The following is an 18403-nucleotide window of genomic DNA, read 5'->3' on the forward strand; positions in this document are numbered from 1 at the left end:
CCGCGGGGGCCGCACCGACGACGACCACCGAACGGCGTTGCGGGGAAGGGGAGTCGGGGTGGGGGGAGATGTGCGTCATCCGAGCAGTATGACGGTGTCCCGTCGGCCGCAGCGCTGGGGCCGCGGCCGACGGGACACCGTTCGGGACCGGATCGGGGTCAGTGCGCGGGGGCGTCGGTGACGACGACCTCCTCGATGCTCCGCTCGATCGCCTCGGGCTTGGACGCGGTGGCCCGGGCCCAGTAGTAGACGGCGAGCGAGAAGGCCGCGACGACCACGATGTCCCACCACAGCGGGATGTTGCCCTGGCCGCCGAAGCCGCCCTGCCAGGAGATGAGACCCATGCCCACCAGGTAGCCGGGCAGCCACTGCGCGGCCTTCCAGTCCATCAGGGGCGCGTCCGGCAGGTTCTTGCTGGTGGCGTACCAGGCGTAGCCGCCGAGCAGGACGTAACCGAGGACGATGGCCACGCCGAGCCGCCACAGGGTGTCCCAGCCGGCCCAGTAGATGATCAGGTTGGCGACCACGAAGGACAGCGGGGCCAGCACCTTGCCGGCCGGCAGGCGGTAGGGGCGCTCGTGGTTCGGCAGCTTGTCGGCGAAGACGCCGTAGGCCAGCGGGGCGCCGGCGTACATCAGGACGCTTGCCGAGGTGATGAAGCCGACCAGCTCCTGCCAGCTCGGGAAGGGCAGGAAGCAGACGATGCCGGTGACGAAGGAGATGATCAGGCCGAACCACGGCACGCCGCGGGAGTCGGTCTTCGCGAAGATCTTGGGGGCGTAGCCGTTCTTGGACAGGCCGTAGGAGACCCGGGAGGTGGCGGTGGTGTAGATGAGGCCGGTGCCGCCGGGGGAGATGACGGCGTCCAGGTAGAGCACCACGCTCAGCCAGCCGAGGCCGACCAGCGTCGCCAGACCCGCCCACGGGCCGCTGATGCCCGGGAAGTCGAGCTTGGCCCAGCCGTGCGCGAACGAGCTGTGCGGCAGCGCGGCGATGAAGACGACCTGGAGCAGGACGTAGATGACCGCGCCGATGGCGACCGAGCCGAGCGTGGCGCGGGGCAGGTCGCGCTTGGGGTCGCGGCTCTCGCCCGCGAGCTGGATCGCCTGCTCGAAGCCGAGCAGCGCGAAGATGATGCCGCTGGAGCTGATGGCGCCGAGCACGCCCTTGGCGCCGAACGGGGCGAAGCCCTCGACGGTGAAGTTGTGCGGGTGGAAGTTGCCCACGGCGATGATGAAGATCGCGGCGAGCGGTACGGCGATCTTCCACCAGGTGGCCGCGCTGTTGGTGTGGGCCAGGACGCGCACGCCCAGGAAGTTGACGGCGACGAAGAGGGCCATCAGGACGACCGCGACGATGAGACCGCTGGTCGTCAGTGTTCCGTCGGTGTGCTGGAAGCCCTTGGCGAAGTTCCAGTGGGCGGCGTAGCCGATCATGGCCTCGACCTCGATCGGCGCCACGGTCGCCGCCTGCAGCCAGGAGAACCAGCCGAACGACATGCCGGCCAGGCCGCCGAAGGCGTAGTGCGGGTAGCGGGCCGTGCCGCCCGCCACCGGGAACATGCCGCCGAGTTCGGCGTGCACGAGTGCCAGCAGGACGATCGCCACCGCACCGATCATCCACGAGATGATCGCTGCGGGGCCGGCCGTCACCACGGCCTTCTCGGCGCCGTAGAGCCAGCCGGAGCCGATGATGGATCCGACCGAGGCCCACATCAGCCCGATCAGTCCGACATCGCGCCGCAGGCTGCTTGTGTCCCGCGTGGTCTCACGCGTTACATGGTCCACTTTCACCATGTCAAGGGGCCTCTCACTATCTGGTCACCGAATTAACACTCAACGGCGGCTCAGATTAGGAATCGAACCCGCTTCGCAGAAGGCCGTACTTCGAAATTTGCTCTGCCATGGGGACTTCTTTTGCGCGGCCTTTGCACAGGTCAAATCATGTGGCGGAATGTTTCTATTCAGTCGCACTATGTGAGAAGAGAGTGACACAGGTCACGTCAGGCGCGGAATTTCAATCGCCGGACAGCGGTCCATGACCATGTAGAGTCCGGCCGCGCGCGTGCGCGCGAACGCCGCGTCGTCGACCACGCCGAGCTGGAACCACACCGCCCGGGCGCCCACCGCGACCGCCTCGTCGGCGACCGGGCCGGCCAGCGAACTGTTGACGAAGACGTCGACGACGTCCACGGCGAAGGGGATGTCCGCGAGGGTGGCGTACCCGCGCTCGCCGTGCACGGTCTCCGCCTTCGGGTGCACGGGCACGATCCGCTTGCCGAACCGCTGCAGCACCTGGGCGACGCCGTACGCGGCGCGGTCGCGGTTCGACGACAGGCCCACCACGGCCCAGGTGTCGCCGAGTTCGGTCAGGATCCTGCGGATCGTCGCTGCGTCGCCGTACACCAGGGGTCTCCTCGGTCTGAGTCGGTCTCGAACGCTCTCGGCCGCTCCCGGACGGAGCCACCGACCGGTCAACAGCGGGTTCCCCCCGGGCGATTCCCCGCCCGGTGGCATCCGCGCGCCGCCCCGCGCGGAGGGGGTGCGCTGGTGCTGTTGTACCGCCCAGGGGTGGGTGGAAACCCGCCAACATGTCCGGACAGGGCGCGACATGCCTGCGCGCGGCCCCCGGCGCGCCTACGCTCGGGCCGTGCTGCGCATCATCGACGCCCGAACAGGCGAGCCCGTGGAGGCCGCCCCCGCCCGCCGCGGCCTGACCCGTGTCGAGGCGCACGCGTCGGGCTTCGACGCCTCGGGGCTGCGTGTGCTACTGGTCGCCGACCTCCTCGTCCGCGCCCTGGAACTGGGCGGCACGCCGGTGTGGGCGCTGCTGACCGGCGACCGGGAGCAGGCGGAGCTGCGCGCCGCCGCCGCGGCCCTCGGCATCCGGCCCTTCGAGGACAGCCGCGACCTCGGCGCCGCGCTGGGCGAGGCCCAGGTCGTCCATGTCGTCAAGCAGGACGGCGCGGCGGCCGACGGTGTCCGGATCGCGGTCGCGCCCGTCGACGCCGAGGCGGCGGTCACCCTCGCGGCGGGCGACGACGCCGCCGCGCTGCGCCTGGCGCTGCTCGCCCGCCGCCGCGAGGTGCCGCTGCGGCTCGACGCGGACGCGCTGGACGACGCCCGCCGCACCGTCGCCCGCTGGCGCCGCGCGGTCGCCGCCTGGGCGATGCGGCCCTCGCGGCCGATCCCCGAAGAGGTGCGCGGGCGACTGCGCGGGGCCTGGGAGGACGACCTGGACGTGCCGGGCGTGCTGCGCGTGCTGGAATGGGTGGAGACCCGGCCGGACCTCGCGGACGGCGCCCGCTTCGAGACGTACGCCTACGCGGACCGCCTCCTGGGCCTCGACCTCACCCGCGACCTGGGGAGCATGCCGTGAGCGCTCGTGGGGAAGGGCGGCCGCTGCGCCGCCTGGTGGTGCTGCGGCACGCCAAGTCCGCCTGGCCGGCGGGGGTGGCCGACCACGAGCGGCCGCTGGCGCCCCGCGGACGCCGGGACGCGCCCGCCGCCGGGCGCGCGCTCGCCGAGGCCGACTGCCTGCCGGACCTCGCGCTGTGCTCCACCGCCCGGCGCGCCCGCCAGACCTGGGACCTGGCCTCCTCCCAGTGGGGCACACCGCCCCCGGTGCGGTTCGACCGGCGGCTCTACGCCGCCGATGTGCCCGCGCTTCTGACGGCCGTGCGCGAGACGCCCCCCGAGGTCGGCACCCTGCTGCTGATCGGGCACAACCCGAGTCTGGAGGAACTGGTCCTCGACCTGGCCGGGGACGGCCTCGACGACACCCTCGACCGGCTCCGGGTGAAGTTCCCCACCTCGGCCCTCGCCGTCCTGGCCTGGCACGGCGCCGGCTGGCGGGCGCTCGCCCCCGGCGCCGCCCTGCTCACCGACCTGACCGTCCCCCGGGGCGCGAAGCACTGACGCCACGGCCCGGCCGCCGAGGCCCGTCACCGGCGGCCGCACGGTGCCGCCCGCGGGCGGCGTGTGTCCCCCGGCCGGTCCCTCGCACCTGCGGCGGGGGCGGACGCGGGCTGCGCATAGGCTGGCCGGATGCAGGACGAGTACCGCACCGTCGCCCGCGCCGGCGTGCACGAGACCGAGGTCAACCGTTCCCGCTTCCTGTGCGCCCTCGCCCCGGCGGCCACCGAGCGGGAGGCCCAGGACTTCGTCGCCGCCGTCCGCAGGGAGCACGCCGACGCCACCCACAACTGCTGGGCCTACGTCATCGGCGCCGACGCCTCGGTGCAGAGGGCCAGCGACGACGGCGAGCCCGGGGGCACCGCGGGCGTGCCCATGCTCCAGATGCTGCTGCGCCGCGACATGCGGTACGTCGTCGCCGTCGTCACCCGCTACTACGGCGGCGTCAAACTCGGCGCGGGCGGACTCATCCGCGCCTACGGCGGGGCGGTCGGCGAGGCCCTGGACACGCTGGGCACGATCACCCGGCGCCGCTTCCGGCTGGCCACGGTGACCGTCGACCACCAGCGGGCCGGCAAGCTGCAGAACGAGCTGCGGGCGACCGGCCGCGCGGTGCGGGAGGTGCGCTACGGCGAGGCGGTCACCCTCGAGATCGGTCTGCCGGACGCCGACGTGGACGCCTTCCGCGCCTGGCTGGCCGACGTCACCGCCGGCACGGCCGGCTTCGAACCGGGCGGGGAGGCCTACGGGGACGCGTGACGATCCGGGCCAATCAGGCACAACGGGCTTATGTGTACGGCTCGTACGGCTCATGCCGGGCCGATACGGGAGTAACCGCCCGTGATGTCAGACCCGGCCGTTAGTCTTCGAGGATCATGAGGCTGCTGCACACTTCCGACTGGCACCTGGGCCGGGCGTTCCACCGGGTGAACATGCTCGACGCCCAGGCCGCGTTCATAGCGCACCTCGTCACGACCGTGCGCGAGCGCGGCGTCGACGCGGTGGTCGTGTCGGGGGACGTGTACGACCGCGCGGTGCCCCCGCTGGCCGCGGTCGAACTGTTCGACGACGCGCTGCACCGGCTCGCGGACCTGGGCGTGCCCACGGTGATGATCTCCGGCAACCACGACTCGGGCCGGCGCCTCGGCGTCGGCGCCGGGCTGATCGACCGGGCGGGCATCCATCTGCGGACCGAACCGGCGGCGTGCGCCACCCCCGTGGTCCTCGCGGACGCCTTCGGGGACGTCGCCTTCTACGGGCTGCCCTATCTCGAACCGGCCCTGGTCAAGGAGCAGTTCGGGGTGGAGAAGGCGGGCCACGAGGCGGTCCTCGCCGCCGCCATGGACCGGGTCCGCGACGACCTCGCCGCCCGCGCGCCCGGCACGCGGTCCGTCGTCCTCGCGCACGCCTTCGTCACCGGCGGCGAGGCCAGCGACAGCGAGCGGGACATCACCGTCGGCGGCGTGGCGGCGGTGCCCGCGGGCGTCTTCGACGGCGTCGACTACGCGGCCCTCGGCCATCTGCACGGCTGCCAGACCATCACCGAGCGCGTCCGCTACTCGGGCTCCCCGCTGCCGTACTCCTTCTCGGAGGCCGGCCACCGCAAGACCATGTGGCTCGTCGACCTCGACTCCGACGGCTCGGTCACCGCCGAGCGGGTCGACTGCCCGGTCCCGCGGGCGCTGGCCCGGATCCGGGGCACGCTGGAGGACCTGCTCGCCGACGCCGGCCTCGCCGGACACCGGGAGGCGTGGGTCGAGGCGACCCTCACCGACCCGGTCCGCCCGGCCGAACCCATGGCCCGCCTCACCGAGCGCTTCCCGCACACCCTCAGCCTCGTCTTCGACCCCGAACGCGCCCCGGACGACCCCGACGTCTCCTACGCCCGCCGGCTCGCCGGACGTGGCGACCGGGAGATCGCGGAGGACTTCGTGGCCCACGTCCGGGGCACCGGCCCCGACGAGCACGAACGCGCGGTGCTGCGCGAGGCCTTCGACGCCGTGCGTGCCGACGCGACGGCGCGGGAGGTGGCCCGGTGAGGCTCCACCGGCTCGACATCACCGCCTTCGGCCCCTTCGGCGGCGCGCAGACCGTCGACTTCGACGCGCTGTCCGCCGCCGGGCTGTTCCTGCTGCACGGCCCCACCGGCGCCGGCAAGACCTCCGTACTGGACGCCGTCTGCTACGCGCTGTACGGGTCCGTGCCGGGCGCCCGGCAGAGCGGTCAGGGCACGACGCTGCGCAGCGACCACGCGGCGCCGGCCACCCGCACCGAGGTCACCCTCGAACTGACCGTCGCCGGACGCCGGCTGGAGCTGACCCGGCAGCCGCCCTGGGAGCGGCCCAAGAAGCGCGGCACGGGCACCACGCTCGACAAGGCCCAGAGCCTGCTGCGCGAGTACGACCCCGCGCGCGGGGCCTGGAAGGACCTCAGCCGCTCCCACCAGGAGATCGGCGAGGAGATCACGCAGCTGCTCGGGATGAGCCGGGAGCAGTTCTGCCAGGTGGTGCTGCTGCCGCAGGGCGACTTCGCCCGTTTCCTGCGCGCCGACGCCGAGGCCCGCGGCCGGCTCCTCGGCCGGCTGTTCGACACCCACCGCTTCGCCGAGGTGGAGAAGCGCCTCGCGGAGCGCCGGCGCGCCACCGAGGCGCAGGTGCGCGAGGGCGACGCGGCCCTGCTCGCCGACGCGCACCGCATGCAGCAGGCGGCGGGCGACGCCATGGAGCTGCCGGAGCTGGCGCCGGGCGAGCCCGGCCTGGCCGAGGCGGTCCTGACCGCGGCGGCCGTCGCCCGCAGCACCGCCCGCGAACAGCTGGCGGTCGCCCACTGCCGGCTCGACGCCGCCGAGTCCGCGCAGTCCGCCGCCGAGCGCGCCCTGGACGCCGTACGCGAGGTGGCGCGGCTGCAGCGGCGGTTCGCCCAGGCGCGGGAGGGCGCCGCGCGTCTCGAGGCGCGGGCCGACGCCCACCGCGAGGCGCAGACCCGGATGGAGCGCGGCCGCAAGGCCGAGAAGGTGGCGCCCGCGCTGGAGCTGCGGGAGGCCGCCGAGACCGAGCACCGGCGGGCGGCCGCCGCGGAGGCGCGCGCGCGGGCCCTGCTGCCGGAGCGGCTCGCGGGCGAGGGCGCGGCCGGACTGGCGGCCGCGGCCCGCCGGGCCGCCGAGGAGCTGGGCGGGCTGGAGTCGGCCCGCCGCGCCGAGCGCCGTCTCACCGACCTCGTGGCCGAGCGGGCCGACGCCGACCGGCAGGAACGCGCCGACGAGGACGTGCTCCAGGAGTCCGGCGCCTGGCTCGCCGCATGGGACACCACCCGCGCGGGACTCCAGGCCCGTATCGAGTCCGCCCAGGAGGCGGCCACCCGCGCCGAGCAGCTCGCCGTGCGCCGCGAGCCCGCCGAGGCCCGCCTGAGGGCCGCCCGCCTGCGCGACCGGCTCGCCGGGGACGCCGACGACGCCCGGCGGCGCGCCCACGCCTCCGAAGACCGCGCCCTGCGGGCCAAGGCGCACTGGCTGGAGCTGAAGGAACAGCGCCTGAACGGCATCGCCGCCGAACTGGCCGGGAACCTCGTCGACGGCGAGCCCTGCGCCGTCTGCGGCGCCACCGCCCACCCCGCGCCCGCCCGCAAGGTCTCCGGGCACGTCGGCCGCGAGGCGGAGGAACGGGCGCTGGCCGCCCACCAGGAGGCCGACGAGCGGCGCGCCGAGGACGAACGGCGCCTGGGCGTCGTACGGGAGGCGCTGGCCGCCGCCACCGCGGAGGCCGGTGACACGCCGGCCGCGCGGCTCGCCGAGGAAGCCGGGGAACTGGAGCGGCAGTTCGCCGAGGCCCGCCGGGACGCCTCCGCGCTGCACCCGGCGCGCGAGGAGCTGCGCGCCGCCGAGCAGGAACGCGAGCGGCGGCTGGCCGACCGCCGGCAGGCCGAGGTCCGGTCCGCCGCACGGCTGACCCGCCGGGACGCCCTGGACCGCGAGGAGGCCGCCCTGGAGGAGGAGCTCGAGCAGGCCAGGGGCGGCGCCGGCAGTGTGGCCGAGCGCGCCGCGCACCTGGAGCGGCGGGCGGCGCTGCTCACGGACGCCGCCGACGCGGCCCGCGCCGCGGAGGAGAGCGCCGAGCGGCTCAAGGACGCCGACGGACGGCTCGCCGAGGCCGCCTTCCGGGCCGGCTTCGACACCCCGCGGGCCGCGGCGGCCGCCCTCCTCGACGACGCGGCCCACCGCGAACTGCAACGGCGCCTGGACGCCCGGCAGTCGGAGGAGGCCGCCGTACGCGCCGTCCTCGCCGAGGCCGACACCGCGGCCGCCGCCCGGCGGCCGCCCGCCGACCTCGCCGCGGCCGAACGCGCCGCCGAGGACGCCGGCCGGCGCCTGCGGGAGGCCGCCTCGGCGCGGGACGCCGCCGCCCGGCGCTGCGCCGAACTCGACCGGCTCTCCCGGCAGGCCGCCGCCGGGACGCGACGGCTGGCCCCGCTGCGCGAGGAGTACGACCGGGTGGCCCGGCTGGCCTCGCTCACCGCGGGCACCGCGGCCGACAACGAGCGCAAGATGCGACTGGAGTCGTACGTCCTCGCGGCCCGCCTGGAACAGGTGGCCGCCGCCGCGACCGTGCGGCTGCGGCGGATGTCGTCCGGCCGCTACACCCTGGTGCACTCCGACGACCGGGCCGGACGTGGCCGCAGCGGTCTCGGCCTGCACGTCGTCGACGCCTGGACCGGACGGGAGCGGGACACCGCGACCCTGTCCGGCGGCGAGACCTTCTTCGCCTCCCTCGCCCTCGCCCTCGGCCTCGCGGACGTCGTCACCGACGAGGCCGGCGGGGTGCGTCTGGACACGCTCTTCATCGACGAGGGGTTCGGCAGCCTCGACGACCAGACCCTCGACGAGGTCCTCGACGTGCTCGACTCCCTGCGCGAACGCGACCGCAGCGTCGGCATCGTGAGCCACGTCGCCGACCTGCGGCGGCGGATCCACGCCCAGCTGGAGGTCGTCAAGGGCAGATCGGGGTCTTCGGTGCGGCAGCGGGGCGTGGACTGAGCCCGCCGGCCGCCGCCACCGGGCACCGCGGAGGGGCGGCCGGACGCCGGCCGCCCCTCCCGGCTCACAGCCGCGCCAGCTCGTCGACCAGGTCGTCCAGCCCCAGGGACCCCTGGGACAGAGCCGCCATGTGCCAGGACTTCAGGTCGAAGGAGTCGCCGTGCCGCTGCCGGGCCTTCTCCCGGCCCAGCAGCCAGGCCCGCTCACCGAGCTTGTAGCCGATGGCCTGGCCCGGGATCGTCAGATAGCGGGTCAGCTCGCTCTCCACGAAGTCCGCAGGGCGGCTGCTGTGCGCGCCGAAGAACTCCTGGGCCAGCTCCGGCGTCCAGCGCTCGCCCGGGTGGAAGGGCGAGTCGGCCGGGATCTCCAGCTCCAGGTGCATGCCGATGTCGACGATGACACGGGCGGCCCGCATCATCTGCGCGTCCAGGTAGCCCAGCCGGTGCTCCGGGTCGGTGAGGAAGCCCAGCTCGTCCATCAGGCGCTCCGCGTACAGCGCCCAGCCCTCCGCGTTGGCGCTGACCATGCCGACGGTGGCCTGGTAGCGGGAGAGGTCCTGCGCCACGTGCGCCCACTGCGCGAGCTGGAGGTGGTGACCGGGGACGCCCTCGTGGTACCAGGTCGAGACCAGGTCGTAGGCCGGGAAGCGGGTCTGGCCCATCGTCGGCAGCCAGGTGCGGCCGGGACGCGAGAAGTCCTCCGACGGCTGCGTGTAGTACGGCGCCGCCGCGCTGCCGGGCGGGGCGATGCGCGACTCCACCCTCCGCACCCGCTCGGCGAGTTCGAAGTGCGTGCCGTCCAGCTCGGCGATGGCCCGGTCCATCAGGTCCTGCAGCCACTGGCGGACCTCGTCGACGCCCTCGATGTGGGTGCCGTGCTCGTCGAGGTGCGCGAGCGCCACCCACGGCGTCTCGGCGCCGGGCAGGATCTTCTCCGCCTCCTGCCGCATCTCGCCGAGGATGCGGTGGAACTCCGCCCAGCCGTACGCGTACGCCTCGTCCAGGTCCAGGTCGGTGCCGTTGAAGTAGCGCGCGAAGCGGGCGTAGCGCTCGCGGCCCGCCGTGTTCGGCGCGCCCTCGACGGCCGGCGCGTAGACGTCGCGCATCCAGTCGCGCAGCTCCACCACGGCGGCGGTCGCCGCGCGGGCCGCCTCGTCCAGCTCCGCGCGCAGGGAGTCCGGGCCCGCCGAGGCGAAGTCCTCGAACCAGCCCCGGCCCTTGCCGTCGGTGTCCGACCACTCGGCGAGCTGCTCGACGAAGGTGGCCGTGGGGCGCGGGCCCGCGTACAGCTTGCGCTCCAGGCCCAGCGTCAGGGAGGCGCGGTATCCCGCCAGCGCGGCCGGAACGGCGCGCAGCCGCTCGGCGATCGCCGCCCAGTCCTCCTCCGTCTCCGTCGGCGTGACCGTGAACACCTCGCGGACGTTGTGCGCGGGCGTGGCCATGTTGCCGACGGCGCGCAGGCCCTCGTCGGCCTCGTGCACGGCGAGTTCCGCGGTGAGGCGCTCGCGCAGCAGACGGGCGCACCGGCGCTCCACGTCGCTGTCCGCGCCGGGCCGCCGTTCGGCCTCGTCGAGCCGGGCGAGCGTGGTGCGCGCCAGGTCGGCGAGCGCCTCCTGACCCACGGGCGAGAGGTCGGGCAGCCGGCTGGAGCTCTCCTTCACGCCGAGATACGTACCGGTGACCGGGTCGAGGGCGATGAGTTCGTCGACGTAGGCGTCGGCGACCTGTCGGGGCAGCGGGCTCTTGGTCTCTGACATGCGGACCATCCTGGTACGGGGACACGGTCCATGTCAGTCCCGTTTTCCGCTCGTGGGGCTGTCAGCGGTCCGATTTCGCCGAGGGCGTGGCCGCCTCCGCGCCGGGCGGCAGCAGCGGGCCACAGTCCCACTGCTGGAATATCAACCGCGTCTCCACCCGCGCGACTTCGCGCCGGGCCGTGAACTCGTCCAGGACCAGCCGCTGCAGATCCGCCATGTCCGCGACCGTGACATGGACGAGGTAGTCGTCGGGCCCGGTCAGATGGAAGACGGTCCGCGCCTCCGGCAGCGCCCGTATCCGCTCCACGAACGGCCCGACCAGCTCCCGCCGGTGCGGCCTGACCTGCACCGACAGCAGGGCCTGCAGCCCGCGGCCCAGCTTCGCCGGATCCAGCCGCAACTGGTGGCCGAGGATCACCCCCGAGCGGCGCAGCCGCGTCACCCGGTCCAGGCAGGTCGAGGGCGCCACCCCGACCTGGGCGGCGAGATCGCGGTAGGTCGCCCGGGCGTCGTTCTGCAGCAGCCGCAGCAGATGGAGGTCCACCGGATCCAGTACGACAGATTCAGCCATTGGCCGAACGTAACACGCTCCCCGGCCCCGACGCCCCGGCCGGTGTTCACCCTTCCGCCCATGGACTCAGCGAGCACGCACGCGTACGACGACGTACGCACCGCACCCAGGGCTCTGGCCACCGAGGCCGTGCACGCCGGACGTGACGACCTCGCCCGGCGGGGACTGCACGCCCCGCCGATCGACCTGTCCACCACCTATCCCTCCTACGACAGCCGTGCGGAGGCCGCCCGCATCGACGCGTTCGCCACGGACGGCGCCGACCCGGAGGGCCCGCCGATCTACGGGCGGCTCGGCAACCCGACCGTCGCACGCTTCGAGACCGCCCTGGCCCGGCTGGAGGGCACCGAGGCCTCCGTCGCCTTCGCCAGCGGCATGGCAGCGCTGAGCGCCGTGCTGCTCGCCCGGTCCGCCATGGGCCTGCGGCACGTGGTCGCCGTGCGCCCCCTGTACGGCTGCAGCGACCACCTGCTCACCGCCGGGCTGCTCGGCACCGAGGTGACCTGGACGGATCCCGCGGGGATCACCGACGCGCTGCGGCCGGACACCGGGCTGGTCATGGTCGAGTCGCCGGCCAACCCCACGCTCGCCGAGGTCGATCTGCGGGCCGTCGCCCACGCCTGCGGCTCCGTGCCGCTCCTCGCCGACAACACCTTCGCCACGCCCGTGCTGCAGCGTCCGGCCGAGCAGGGTGCCCGGCTGGTGCTGCACAGCGCCACCAAGTACCTGGGCGGGCACGGTGACGTGATGGCCGGCGTGGTGGCCTGCGACGAGGAGTTCGCCGGGCGGCTGCGGCAGGTGCGGTTCGCCACGGGCGGTGTGCTGCACCCGCTGGCCGGCTATCTGCTGCTGCGCGGGCTGTCCACGCTGCCGGTGCGGGTCCGGGCCGCGTCCGCCACGGCCGCGGAGCTGGCGGCGCGGCTGGCGGCCGACCCGCGGGTCGCCCGCGTCCACTACCCGCGCATCGGCGGCGCGATGATCGCCTTCGAGGTGCACGAGGACCCGCACGCCGTCATCGGCGGGGTCCGTCTGGTCACCCCCGCCGTCAGCCTCGGCAGCGTCGACACCCTCATCCAGCATCCGGCGTCCATCAGCCACCGCATCGTGGACGCGGACGACCGGCGCGGCGCCGGGGTGAGCGACCGGCTGCTGCGGATGTCGGTGGGGCTGGAGGACGTCGAGGACCTCTGGGCCGACCTGGACCGGGCCCTGGGGGAGCGGCCGCCGGCCCCGGCGGCGCCCAGGGAGCTGCGCGAGGCGCTGGCAGAGACGGGTTCCGTGAGCCCGGTCGCCTGAGCCGGATTGCGTGAGCCCCGGTTGCGTGAGGCCGGTTCCATGAGCCCGGTTCCGTGAGGCCGGTTGCGTGAGACCGGTTGCGTGACACCGGCCCCGGAACGGAGAGCGGCCCGGCGGGAATCCCGCCGGGCCGCTCTCCGGCTCCGTGACCCGCCGTCAGTCCCGCACGCCGGGCCCGTCGTACTCCTGCCGCCTGCCGCCGTGCGACGGCGGCGAGGTCACCGGGGCCGCCTCCAGGCGGGCCGTGATGACCAGGGTGCCCTCCTCGATCTGGTAGTCGAGCGGGAGGCCCAGGCCGCGCATGGCGGCGACCATGCCGGTGTTCGACGCCTGCGTCACGGCGTAGACGCTCTCGCAGCCCGCCTCGACGGCCAGGGCCACCAGGCGGCGCAGCAGTTCGGCTCCGATGCCGCGCCGCTGCCACTCGTCCTCGACGAGCAGCGCGACCTCCGTCTCGTCGCCGTCCCACAGCAGATGGCCCAGACCGACGATGCGCCCGGACGCGGTCCGCACGGCGAGCGTCCGCCCGAACCGGGGGCTGAGCAGGTGGTGCAGATAGCGGTCGGCGTCGCCCACCGGGCCGTGATAGCGCATGTTGAGCGTCCGTGCCGAGCACCGCTCGTGCATGGCGCGGGCAGCCGGCAGGTCGCCGGTGTCGGCGCGGCGCACGGTGATGGCGTTTCCCTCCGGCAGCGTCAGCACGTCCTGGCTGCGCGGGATGCGCGGTCCGAGCCGGGCATCCAGATCCACCAGGGCCCGCGCCCGGGCGAACTCCGTGGGTGTGAACGGCAGATACGGCCGCTCCACGGTGATCACTCCGCCCTCGGGCGCCCGCAGCCGCATCACGGTGCCCTCCAGCGCGCCCTCGACCGGCACCTCCTCGGGACCGCGGCCGCCGGCCGGCGGCCGGCCGGGCAGCGAGCGGATCGTGCACCGTCCCAGCAACTGGCGTAGTGCCAGGGGCAGTTCCGCCGCGTCCAGGGCCGTCCGCGCGGCGAGCCCGAGGACCCGGGTGGGCGCGTCCACCAGATCGTGCGGGTCGGCCCGCTCGATCCAGGTGTCGCCGCCGCCGGCGAGCGTGACCGCCCGGGCGATCCCGGCGGCCTCGACCTCGCCGGGGGCGCGCAGCAGGAACTCGTCCACCGTGCCCTCGGCCAGCGGGTGCGTCTGCAGGCTGAGGATGTCGACCCGGTGCGCGGCCAGCGCCGCGCACAGCGCGGCCAGTGATCCCGGCTCGTCCTTCACCGTCGTCCGCATCCGCCACAGGGCGCTCGCGGCCGCCGCCCCGGGCAGCGCCGGGGCGGCGGCCGACGGCCCGGCCTGGTCCCGCCGCGGGGCGGGCGGCCGGGCGCCGGTATGGTCCGCCGGCGGCGCGTGCCCGTGGCGCCGTGCCCACCAGGTGTGGAACGCGGCCGTCGCGACCAGCGCCATCGCCGAGATCACCAGCAGGGCCGGGCCGTCCGGTCCGTGGCCGATCAGATTCGCCACCGCGTCCGCGACCGCCACGGCCGTGAAGAGCGCGGCGAGTTCTATCACGTCCCGCCGCCAGTGGTGCACCGGGCGACCGTGCTTCGCACGGGTCACATCAGGGAGTTCACGAGTCATGCATCCACTGTGAAGGAATGGTGTTGCGTGATCACGAACGCTTTGTGACCGATGGGTAAAGCGTGCTTCCGTGCTTTTTGCCGTTTATTGGACCTGCGGGCGGTGACGCTTCGGGGCGAGCGGGCGGACCGGTTCACGCGGCCGCCTCGGGTGCCAGCGCGCTGCGCAACCGGCGCGCCTGCACGGCCAGGCGGGACGAACCGCGCCGGTCCGCCGTCCGTGCCAGGTGCGGCAGCTCGCCCCGCGCCCCCGACCGTTCGGCGCACTCGGCGGCGACGGCCAGGAGATCCCCGAGCCCGCGCACCGGCCCGGCCGGGCCGTCGGCCGCCAGGTCCGCGAGCAGGACCGGCAGCGCGTGCCGGAGCATCTCCCAGATGGTGGCGTTCGCCCCGGTCGACGCCGCGGTGCGCAGCGACTCGGCCAGCCGCAGCGGCTTGACGGTGCCGCTCCGCACCAACTGCCCCAGATCCGCGCCCAGTCCGGCCGCGTCCAGCTGCCCCCGGGCCGCGAGGACCAGCAGCGCGTCCACGGAGGCGAGCCGGTCCTCCGGATGCCGGGCGCCGAGGCCGTAGGCCACGCACAGGTGCGTCGCCTCGCCCGCCGTCCCGCCGGACTCGGCCAGCGGCGGCAGTACGGCCGCGGCGCCGCGCGAGTCCTCGACGGCCGGTCCGGACACGTCCCGCAGCAGCCGCGCCGCCACCAGCTCGCGCCGCTCGGGCAGCACGGCCAGCCAGTGCCGGCGTATCCCGTGGCTCGAGTGGTGGCAGTACCAGCGCTCCCGGAAGACGCTCACCGGTCTGCCCAGCGGCTTGAAGGCCGCCGGGAAGTCCTCCCGCAGCTCCCGCAGTTCGCCGAACTCCACCAGGACCCGGCCGTGCGAGGTGCGCCGCCGCCCGATCGGCAGCTCCTCGCCCTCGGCGGTCAGCCAGCGGGCCAGGCGGGTCCCCTCCGCCGTGCCGAGGGCCAGCGCCCGCCCTGCCGCCGCGGAGGCCGCCGCCCGGTCCGTCCGCCGCACCCGCAGCAGGGCTTGGGCGAAGTCGGCCGCCGAGGTCCTCGCCCCGAGCCGCCCGTACGACTCCAGCCGCGTCACCAGTTCGTCCGGCTCCAGCAGCCCCGTGCTCCAGGTGGGCGTCGACAGCAGGAACGGCAGTGGCTCGGTACGCACCCGGTACGCCACCTCCCACAGCCGGGCGCCGAACGCGCGGGAGAGCGGCGCGTGCCCGCAGTCGGGAGACGTCGTGCCGTGCTGGACCGCACGGTGGAGCGTGGCGGTCGGCACCCTCCCGGCCAGGGTGGCGAGGATCATCTCCAGCCCGCCGCGCGTGCCGAACGCTTCCTCGGACGCCCTCGCGAAGTGCTCCTCGGCGCCATAGGCGTGCCCGGCACCCGAAGACGTCCTGCTCCACCACTGCCGCGCGATCACCGGGGCGAGCGCTTCCAGCAGTCCGTCCCGGTCGTCGTGGGCCAGCCGCACCAGGCCGTCCAACGCCCGCTCGAAGACCGCCACCCCGCCGTCCGACGCCAGCAGCGCGCCGACCTCTTCGGCGGCCTCGGCCGCGGACCGCGGGGGAGCGGCGAGCCGCTCGGGCTCCGGCACCGGCGGCAGCACCTCCTCGTACCGCCCCGCCGCCGGGTCCGAGGGCGCCGCGCCCAGCGTGCCGACCGCCCGCGCGCGCAGAGCCGGGACCAGCTGTTCCGCGGCCGCGGCCAGTTCGTCCCGGACCTCGCTCGAGCGGGCCTTGCGCAGATGCCGCTCCACCAGTCTGAGCGCGCGCTCCTGCACGTCCGCGTCCTCGTGCGCGAAGACCTGGGCAGCGGCGGGCAGCAATACGTCCGCCGCCGACGGGTCCCGGGCGAGCACCTTGCCCAGCAGCACCAACTGCGCCCGCACCAGCTTCTTCTCGGAACGGAAGAGCACCGCGCCGCACAGGTCCGCCAGCCGGCGGGGCGCCAGTTCGCCCTCCAGGGCCAGTTCGCCCAGGACCGACTGGGCGTGCGAGGCGACCACGGGCACCGCGTCCGAGGCGAGCGCCAGCCAGTCCGCCGTACGCTCTCGCCGCTCCTCGGGGGTGAGTGCCAGGGATTTCAGCACGCGCAGGAACACCCGCTGATCGGCGGCCGTGCCGCCCCGGAGCAGACGGGCCACGCACGCGTCGACCGTCGCCCCGCGGTCGAGCGCGCCTTCCAGGGTGAGCCGGGCGAGGGCGCGGGGCCAGCTGTCGGGCCCGTCCGCGGCACCCCACTCCAGCGGCCCCCCGATGTCGTCCGTGACGAAGAGGGCCGCCACGAGGCCGCCGAGGTGCGGATCCCGGCGCAGTCTGTCGAAAACGGTGTCACCGTGCTGCCAGGTGGAGCCCATGTGCCGCACCCAGCCCCGCACATAGGCGTCGGTCGCCGGCGCCGGACAGCCCGCGAGCCGCACCAGTGCCGCCATCAGCTCGTACGGCACCCGAGCGCTCGCCGGGCGCTCGGCGAGCCGGTGCGCCACGTCGGCCAGCCACTCCGGGTCACGATCGCCCAGGAGGTCGACGAGCACCGCCGGCGAGGCGCCCGAGGACCGCATGTCGGCGGCCGCGATCCAGCCGGCCACGGCCGCCGCGCCGGTCTGGCACGCCGCTCCGGCCACCCGGAGGGCCGGATAGGCGCGCCGTGCTCCGGCGTCCCAGCGCACCGGCCTCAGCTCCTTGCGCAGCGCCTTCAACTCGGGGAAGACCGCACGCCGTTCGGCATCGGTCATGCCGTCCAGCAGTCCGACCACCTCGGCCGTCCGTCCCGCCCGTACCGCCTCGATCAGCGAACTCATCGCACACCCCCGTCGACCCGTGCCCTGCCCTGCTCCACCGCGGTGCCGCCCCGCCGCACCATGCGCACCGCCAGCGCGTGCTTGCACGGCCCGCGCCCGCCCCGGTACCTGGCCCACCACAGGCAGCTGCAGCTGAGCGCACCCGCCTCCTCCCGCACCCGGTGCACATGCCCGTCCTCGGCCGTGACCGTGCCGAGCGGCCCGTCCAGCGCGACCGCGCCCGCGGCGGCGAGAGCCCGCGCGGCCCGCAGCCGCGGGTTGTGCCGCTCCGCGCGCTCGCCGTCGTACGGCAGCTCCCGGTGGAAGTAGGCCGCCTCCGCAGTGTCGTAGCCGACGCGGCCGGAGGTGCCCAGGCGGACCAGCGCGGCCCGCACCCGCTCCGGTGTGAGGCCGGAGGAGGCGGCGAGGTCGGCGACGTCGACACGCGGCTCCCACGCCAGCAGCACCGCGATCAGCTCGGCGTCCTCGGCGGCCTCGTCCGTGGCGAGCGCCTCCAGCACCCCGCCCTCACCGGAGAACCCGCGCGAGGCGTCCGGCGACAGCGTGAGGGTGAGCCGCATGCCCGGCAGCACGGCCTCCCAGGCACTCGCACCGCCACCGGAGCCGGCGCCGGTGCCCGCAGCGGTCACCGCGGGCCCGTACACCCGCAGCGCCGTCGCGTGGCGCAGCACCCGCTGGAGCGCGGCCAGCCGATCCGGGCCGGGCAGGCACACAGCGCCGGGCGCCGGACGGGTCGTCGGCCGCAGCCCGCGTCCGGCCGGCACCACCCAGCGCGGGCCGCCCGCCGTGCCCCGCGACCCGCCGCGCGGCAGCGACCGGAGGAACCGCACCGCCTCGGCCGCCGGCAGCTCGGCCCGCAGATCGAAGCCGGCCGCGATGACCTGGGCCTCCGCGAAACCGCGCAGCCACCGGTCCGGGAGCGGCACCTTCTTCTCCACGACCGGGCCGTCCAGCGTCGTGACGGCGAGTTCCTCGGGCCCGACCCGCAGATGCAGGGGATCGTCCGAGCCGATCCGGGAGAGGGCCTCCCGCAGCGGGTTGTTCACGTCGACGTTGGTCGTGCCGTGCCCCACCTCACCGCCGTCGAGGCCCGAGCGCAGCACGTCCAGGCGCGCGTACACCCCGGCGCAGCCGGAGAAGGACTCGAAGCGCAGCCGGTCGCCGTTGCCCGTCACCACCGGGTCGAGGGAGGCGCGCAGCCGTGGCCGGTAGTAGCGAGCGGCCGCCACGTCGGCCACGGCCAGCAGGCCGGCGGCGGCCACCTGAGGAGACGTCAGGAATCCCGCGAAGAACCGCGGATGGTCCTGGACGCCCGAGGGCGTCGCGCCCCGCGAGGTCTCCAGCCCCAGGCGCCGTCCGCCCGCGGCGGACTCCAGTACGGAGGGCCGGCGATAGGCCACGGCCTGCAAGGATCGCGTCATGGGGAAAC

At 75.1% G+C, this 18403-nt stretch carries 13 protein-coding genes; 6 read left to right on the forward strand and 7 right to left on the reverse strand.

Annotated elements, in window-relative coordinates:
* Positions 1-158: 158 nt before the first annotated feature.
* Both ACIPM1_RS06125 and ACIPM1_RS06130 read right to left on the reverse strand, forming a co-directional pair.
* Positions 159-1787, reverse strand: coding sequence for an APC family permease (locus ACIPM1_RS06125; RefSeq protein WP_402429593.1), 1629 nt, complete (start codon positions 1785-1787; stop codon positions 159-161).
* A gap of 210 nt (positions 1788-1997) precedes the next feature.
* On the reverse strand, positions 1998-2405 hold the full coding sequence (locus ACIPM1_RS06130; RefSeq protein ID WP_356192739.1) for a CoA-binding protein: 408 nt from the start codon (positions 2403-2405) through the stop codon (positions 1998-2000).
* Positions 2406-2610: 205 nt separating this feature from the next.
* Between ACIPM1_RS06130 and ACIPM1_RS06135 the strand changes: the two genes are divergently transcribed.
* The 5 genes from ACIPM1_RS06135 (at position 2611) to ACIPM1_RS06155 (ending at position 8943) form a co-directional block, all read left to right on the forward strand.
* Positions 2611-3378 (forward strand): hypothetical protein, encoded by a 768-nt coding sequence (locus tag ACIPM1_RS06135; protein ID WP_402429597.1) that lies wholly within the window; start codon positions 2611-2613, stop codon positions 3376-3378.
* A complete protein-coding gene (locus ACIPM1_RS06140) occupies positions 3375-3917 on the forward strand; it encodes a SixA phosphatase family protein (RefSeq protein ID WP_402429600.1) in 543 nt (180 codons plus the stop codon). Before ACIPM1_RS06135 ends, ACIPM1_RS06140 begins: the two co-directional genes overlap by 4 nt.
* 129 nt (positions 3918-4046) lie before the next feature.
* Positions 4047-4673, forward strand: coding sequence for a YigZ family protein (locus tag ACIPM1_RS06145; RefSeq protein ID WP_402429603.1), 627 nt, complete (start codon positions 4047-4049; stop codon positions 4671-4673).
* Between the two features lie 116 nt (positions 4674-4789).
* Positions 4790-5953, forward strand: a complete 1164-nt coding sequence (locus ACIPM1_RS06150) for an exonuclease SbcCD subunit D (protein ID WP_402429606.1) — start codon at positions 4790-4792, stop codon at positions 5951-5953.
* Positions 5950-8943: an AAA family ATPase gene (locus ACIPM1_RS06155; protein WP_402429609.1), complete on the forward strand. Its 2994-nt coding sequence runs from the start codon at positions 5950-5952 to the stop codon at positions 8941-8943. The genes ACIPM1_RS06150 and ACIPM1_RS06155 overlap by 4 nt, the downstream gene beginning before the upstream one ends.
* Before the next feature lie 64 nt (positions 8944-9007).
* Here the strand turns inward: ACIPM1_RS06155 and ACIPM1_RS06160 are convergent, their stop codons facing one another.
* Positions 9008-10699: a DUF885 domain-containing protein gene (locus ACIPM1_RS06160; RefSeq protein ID WP_402429612.1), complete on the reverse strand. Its 1692-nt coding sequence runs from the start codon at positions 10697-10699 to the stop codon at positions 9008-9010.
* Positions 10700-10760: 61 nt separating this feature from the next.
* On the reverse strand, positions 10761-11270 hold the full coding sequence (locus tag ACIPM1_RS06165; protein ID WP_356192721.1) for an Lrp/AsnC family transcriptional regulator: 510 nt from the start codon (positions 11268-11270) through the stop codon (positions 10761-10763).
* A gap of 60 nt (positions 11271-11330) precedes the next feature.
* Here ACIPM1_RS06165 and ACIPM1_RS06170 point away from each other — a divergent pair, with 60 nt between their 5' ends.
* Positions 11331-12566, forward strand: a complete 1236-nt coding sequence (locus tag ACIPM1_RS06170; protein ID WP_402429616.1) for a trans-sulfuration enzyme family protein — start codon at positions 11331-11333, stop codon at positions 12564-12566.
* A gap of 156 nt (positions 12567-12722) precedes the next feature.
* Here ACIPM1_RS06170 and ACIPM1_RS06175 read toward each other — a convergent pair whose 3' ends face one another.
* From ACIPM1_RS06175 to ACIPM1_RS06185, 3 genes are all read right to left on the reverse strand, one after another.
* On the reverse strand, positions 12723-14171 hold the full coding sequence (locus ACIPM1_RS06175) for a GNAT family N-acetyltransferase (protein WP_402429619.1): 1449 nt from the start codon (positions 14169-14171) through the stop codon (positions 12723-12725).
* A gap of 133 nt (positions 14172-14304) precedes the next feature.
* The gene (locus ACIPM1_RS06180) at positions 14305-16974 is read right to left on the reverse strand and encodes a DUF6493 family protein (RefSeq protein WP_402429622.1); all 2670 of its coding nucleotides are present in this window, start codon (positions 16972-16974) and stop codon (positions 14305-14307) included.
* Positions 16971-18395, reverse strand: a complete 1425-nt coding sequence (locus ACIPM1_RS06185) for an SWIM zinc finger family protein (protein ID WP_402429625.1) — start codon at positions 18393-18395, stop codon at positions 16971-16973. The genes ACIPM1_RS06180 and ACIPM1_RS06185 overlap by 4 nt, the downstream gene beginning before the upstream one ends.
* Between the last annotated feature and the right edge of the window lie 8 nt (positions 18396-18403).

It is taken from the genome of Streptomyces sp. NPDC086766 (assembly GCF_044746005.1).
Taxonomy (GTDB): domain Bacteria; phylum Actinomycetota; class Actinomycetes; order Streptomycetales; family Streptomycetaceae; genus Streptomyces.